The sequence below is a fragment of the Wolbachia endosymbiont of Pentalonia nigronervosa genome (genome assembly GCF_014534705.1).
Classification (GTDB): domain Bacteria; phylum Pseudomonadota; class Alphaproteobacteria; order Rickettsiales; family Anaplasmataceae; genus Wolbachia.
Map to the genome: position 1 here is coordinate 1 of NZ_JACVWV010000161.1, position 1,300 is coordinate 1,300.

Genomic DNA, 1,300 nt, shown 5'->3' on the forward strand with positions numbered 1-1,300 from the left:
CATTATATATCTTATTGCATTAATAATCGCTCTAATATCGTGTTTTCTTGGCCTTCCTATTGCCCCTTGTGCAACGTATGGCTCTAGTATTTCCCATTCTTTGTCACTTATGTCACTTGGATACATTTTTTTACCTCTTAATTCTACATTTGCTTTAGTATATTTATCTTTTCATTTCTTTTCAAGACATCTTCTGAGATGAAAGAAAAATTTCCAAACATTGAAGCAGTGTATTTTGAGGAAGTGAGAAGACATTTAGGAACTGATGCAGCACATATCTATGGAGGGTTTTTAGCTCACTTGACTGCTTGGTGTGAGGAAAATGATATCCCATTTCAAGGTGTTCCGGTTAAGACTATCAAACGTTTCATAGCTGGTACCGGCAATGCAGATAAGAAAAAAGTGATTGAAGAAGTGAAGAAAAAAGGTTTTAATCCGATAGATGATAATGAGGCTGATAGTCTTGCTTTGATGATGTGGGTTAATAAAGAGTATGAAGATATAAAGAAATGTTTTTAAGTTTTAAAGAAATACTATTAAATATTTTTACATACTCAGACTAGAAATCATATCTTAAATTACTAAATAATAATCTTAAATAAGAAACAAAATAAATGAATAATTTAACTATAATAATAAATAAATCGCCATATATTAACTCTTTTTATTAAAATATTAGGGTCCTTCTCTCCTTACACGCGAACTGGGTGGATCGACCTCGGGCTTTTTTTAGCGTCAGAATGATTTAAAATGTTAACTCTGTGGTAAATAATGAATTTAGAACTGCACTACTATCCAATCAAAAACCTCACCGAATATGACCGTAATCCCCGGAAAAACGACGTTGTGGTAAACAAAATGTGTGCGTCTATTCGGGAATTTGGCTTTCGCATTCCAATAGTTGCAAAAAGCGATGGTACGGTGGTTGATGGCCATTTAAGGCTAAAAGCAGCAAGAAAACTTGGCATGGAAGAGGTACCTGTGATCTTAAGTGATAATTTAAGTGAAGCACAAACTAAAGCTTTTAGGTTACTTGCCAATCAATCAGCAAATTGGGCAGCTTGGGATGATGATCTTTTGAAACTTGAGATTCAGGACCTTGAAGACTTAAATTTTGATCTGAAGTTAACTGGGTTTGAACTGGAAAAAATCCAACGTTTTCTTGACAATGTTGATGGAGAAAGCGGCGAAGAAGAAGATTTATCTCACTTAGATAGCGATAATAAAAAGGTAGAAATAACAAAACCTGGAGATCTTTGGGTTTTAGGTGATCATCGAATTTACTGTGGGGATAGCAGGT

Annotated in this window: 1 protein-coding gene and 1 pseudogene; both read left to right on the forward strand. The window is 34.3% G+C overall.

The window, feature by feature from the left end; translation table 11 throughout:
* Positions 1-216: 216 nt before the first annotated feature.
* Positions 217-519, forward strand: a pseudogene (locus IC220_RS07615) (Holliday junction resolvase); the annotation flags it as partial.
* A 252-nt stretch (positions 520-771) separates the two neighbouring features.
* The coding region (locus tag IC220_RS07620) for a ParB N-terminal domain-containing protein (protein WP_188153803.1) at positions 772-1,300 on the forward strand (529 nt) is incomplete at its 3' end.